Origin of the sequence: Streptococcus sp. 1559 (assembly GCF_013276735.1) — a bacterium.
In the GTDB taxonomy this organism is placed as follows: Bacteria; Bacillota; Bacilli; order Lactobacillales; family Streptococcaceae; genus Streptococcus; species Streptococcus pseudopneumoniae.
On sequence record NZ_VMLO01000060.1, the window covers coordinates 1 to 4,032 of the forward strand.

Below are 4,032 nucleotides of genomic sequence, written 5' to 3' on the forward strand. Positions count from 1 at the left end.
GCTCTGGAGTTGCCATTGAGTCTTCCGCTGGTTTAGCTGATTCTGCTGGCTGTTCAGATGGTTGCTGATCAGCTTTTTCTGCTTTTTCAAGCTCTTCAACTTTTGCTTTTGCTTTTTCAGCCTCAGCTTTAGCCTTCTCTAGTTCAGCTTCAGCAGCTGTTTGAGCTTGTTCAGCTTCAGCTTTTGAATTTTCAGCTGCTCTTGCTTCCTTATTTTCTTTTTCAGCCTTAGCAGTCGCATCATCAGCTGTTTTCTTCGACTCTGCTGCTTTTTGCTCTAACTCCGTAATTCTAGGATCTGCTTCTTCTTTGGGTTGAGCTGGAGTTTCTTCTTCCGTTTTAGCTGGTTCCTTAGCTTTTGCTTCCTCTACTTCTTTAAGCGTCTTATTGAAGTCATCAACACGAGAATTAATATCTTCTGCGTAAGATTCGACAAGGGCATCCGCCTGGTTAAATTCAGCTTCTGCTGCTGCACGAGCTACCTCTGCTTCTTTGAGTTTTCTTTCTTGTTCCTCAAGAGCTTTGGCTTTTTGCACAAGATCGGCTTTGGCTTTATTAGCTTGCTTGGTTAGAGAGTCAATTTCATCTCCTAATTGATCCGCCTTGTCTTGCAGTTTTTCTGACTCTGGACGGTTCTTGTCTGCGTTTTCGGCTTTTTCAATTGCCTGTTTCAGCGCTTCAGGGAGACTACTAATACTACCAACCATACCGTCAGTTTTAGGGGCAGGTTTAGCATCCTCTGTTGGTAACTCATTCAAAACATCACTAGCCTTGATAGCACCACTTTCAATTGCGTCTAGTAAATCTTCCTTACCGATTGCCTCTTTGGCTGCTTGAATAGCCGCTGCTTTGTCCTTAATCTTATCATCTGCATTAATCTTAGCTTCGGCATCCTTTTCAAGTTTTGTCAAGGCAGCTTCAAGATCAGCTTTGTCTTTATCTTCTTTTTTCTGATCTGGACTCTTCATTTCTTCTATCTTCTTAAGAGTCTGGTTGAATTCCTCGGTACGAGAATCAATCTCATCCTTATAAGATTTCAGAACTTCATAGTCTTTGTCAAGTTCAGCTTTGAGTTTTTTATATTCTTCTGAACCCTCTTTTTTCTTTTCAAGTTCTTTAAGTTTTTTCTCAAAGTCAGCTTTAAGTTTATTTGCTTGATTAGTTAGAGAGTCAATTCCATCTTCCAATTGATCCGCCTTGTCTTGCAGTTTTTCTGACTCTGGACGTGCTTTGTCTGCAGAGTTAGCTTGCTCAACTTTTTCCTTTTTATCCATAGGAAGCATGTTTTCTGACTCATAGACAACACCATCACTATTCTTAACAATAGGGTTCTTTTCATCAGCTTCTGTTGGCAAGTCTTGCAAAACCTCGGTAGCCCTGATAGCACCACTTTCAATCGCTTTTAGTAAATCTTCCTTACCGATTGCCGCTTTAGCTGCTTGAATAGCCGCTTCCTTATCAGTAATACTATTATCTTTCCTAATTTTATCTTCTGCAGCCTTTTCAAATTGCGTCAAGGCAGCTTCAAGGTCATATTTCGCTTTCGCTTCTGGGTCGTTGTCTCTCGCTTCCTTTGCTTTTTTTAGAGTGTCATTGAAGTCGTCAACACGAGCATCAATATCTTCTTTATAAGACTCAGCCACTGCTAAAGCCTTTTCAAATTCAGCTTGTGCCGCTTCATGCGCTGCTTTCGCTTCTTCTAGTTTTTTCTCCTCTTCTACCAGAGTTGCAGCTTTTTTCTCAGCTTCGGCTTTGGCCTTATTAGCTTGCTTGGTTAGAGAGTCAATTTCATCCCCCAATTGATCCGCCTTGTCTTGCAGTTTTTCGGATTGTGGACGTTTGGCATCAGCCTCCTCGGCTTTTTTGATTTTAGCTTTTATCTCTTCAGGAAGAGAAGAATCTTTGCTAGTAATAACTCGTTCTTCATCTTCCTTTGTTGGCAATTCCTTTACAACATCACTGACCTTGATTTGACCACTTTCAATTGCTTTCAGTAAATCTTCTTTACCGATTCTCTCTTTTGCTTTTTTAATAGCTGCTTCTTTGTCCTTAATATTGTCATCTGCCTTAATTTTAGCTTCGGCAGCCTTTTCAAGTTCTGTCAAGGCCTTCATCACTGCTTCTTTAGCATCAGCTTCTTCCTTTTTAGCAGCAGCTAGCTCAGCATCAGCAGCCTGTTTAGCTTTTTCAGCTTTTGCTTTTGCCTCTTCTGCAGCTTTAGCATCATCTGCTTCGGATTTTGCTTTCTTAGCAGCTTCTTCAGCTTTGGCTTTCGCTTCCTCTACTTTTTTCTGTAGTTCAGCAACTTTAGCTTCAGCCTCTTTTCTAGCTGCTTCCGCTTTTTCAAGATCCTTTTTAGATTTTTCGGATGCTTTGCTAGTGTTAGTAGTATTTGATTCATCAGCTTTTACAGCCAATTGCTGAACGCTAGTAAGACTAGCCCCTAAAACTACCGCACTGGCTAGGCTAGCAAAAATCATCTTTTTCTTCCCCATTTAGGTCACCTCTTTATTATTATTTTTAATCACCTGAATCACCTGAATCACCTGAATCACCTGAATCACCTGAATCACCATCATTATACTCTTCTACAACATATATGTCAAGTATTTTCCCAATATTTATCTAAAATTATGATTCGGACAACTCCCCCTAGTCTGGTCAAAGTGGAAATTGGTTTAAAACAGATTTTTATGGTGGAATTTAGTGTGAGACGTTTGAGTTAGAAATGAGCTCTACTATGACAAAACATAAATACCTGACCCTTTCAGACCCTCATAAATTCTCTAGGCTGGAGATTTTGGCTCTATAATATTTGTAGTAGGAAAATCCCCTATGGATATTATGGAGCCTATTTTGTTGTAGAAAAAAGTCCCGTATCATCTATAATGAAAAGCAACCAAACCATCATTAGAAAGAATCATATGGAACAATTACATTTTATCACAAAACTACTCGATATCAAAGATCCTAATGCCCAAATTATGGATATCATTAATAGAAGGAAATCATTGCTAAACTGGATTATGAGGCTCCATCTTGCCCAATTTGATTCAGAAGAAGTTCATCATCGCTTAGAGGACTGTATTTGCCCTGACTGTCAGGGAGATCTAAAAGAGATTGGAGCAACCCTTCAAGGACAAGAATTGGTCTTTATTCCTGCGCAATTAAAACGAATAGATCATATCCAACACGCTTATAAGTGCCAAGCAGTGAGAAAAATCCGAGTGATAAAATTGTGAAAGCTCCTATCCCTAAAGCCCCTTTGGCGCATAGCCTTGGCTCAGCTTCTATTATCGCTCACACCATCCATCAGAAGTTTAATCTGAAGGTCCCCAATTATCGCCAAGAAGAAGATTGGGCTAGGATGGGTTTACCAATCACACGTAAGGAAATCTCTAATTGGCATATCAAGGCGAGTCAATACTATTTGGAGCCCCTCTATAACCTCTTGCGAGAGAGACTATTGACTCAGCCCTTACTTCATGCGGATGAAACTTCTTATAGGGTGCTAGAGAGTGATAGCCATCTGACCTACTATTGGACTTTTTTGTCTGGGAAAGCTGAGAAGCAAGCAATCACGCTGTACCACCATGATCAGCGTCGAAGTGGTTCAGTAGTACAAGAATTCCTAGGAGATTATTCTGGATATGTGCATTGTGATATGTTGCGGCAGTAACTTAGGACTTTAGTCCTCTAGTTCTGCCTATGCGATAGCAGTCCAAGGTTTAGGAGCAAGGCGACGCTAAGCTTGGTAAACTGCGAACCGCTAGAAGCTTATCGTCAACTGGAAGAAGCTGAACTTGTTGGATGTTGGGCGCATGTGAGAAGGAAGTTTTTTGAATCCACCCCCAAGCAAGCAGGCACTCGTAAACAAAGAGGTTTTAGAGGCTTATTTACCATGGAATAAAGTTGTACAAGAAAAGTGCAAATAAGAAATCTCCAGATTAGGAACTATCCGTGAGTTCTCTAGTCTGGAGATTTTTCAATATACTTCGTTATTGGGCGGTTACTACGTAAGCGCGTCATAACA

1 protein-coding gene and 1 pseudogene are annotated in these 4,032 nt (G+C 40.5%); one reads left to right on the plus strand and one right to left on the minus strand.

Features of this window, described 5'->3' with window-relative positions:
* A partial coding sequence (locus HT688_RS08075; protein ID WP_172923693.1) for a cell wall-binding protein occupies positions 1–2,494 on the minus strand: 2,494 nt, incomplete at its 3' end.
* Between the two features lie 531 nt (positions 2,495–3,025).
* Between HT688_RS08075 and HT688_RS08080 the strand changes: the two are divergent.
* Positions 3,026–3,870: pseudogene (locus tag HT688_RS08080) on the plus strand (IS66 family transposase); the annotation flags it as partial.
* Positions 3,871–4,032: the final 162 nt, after the last annotated feature.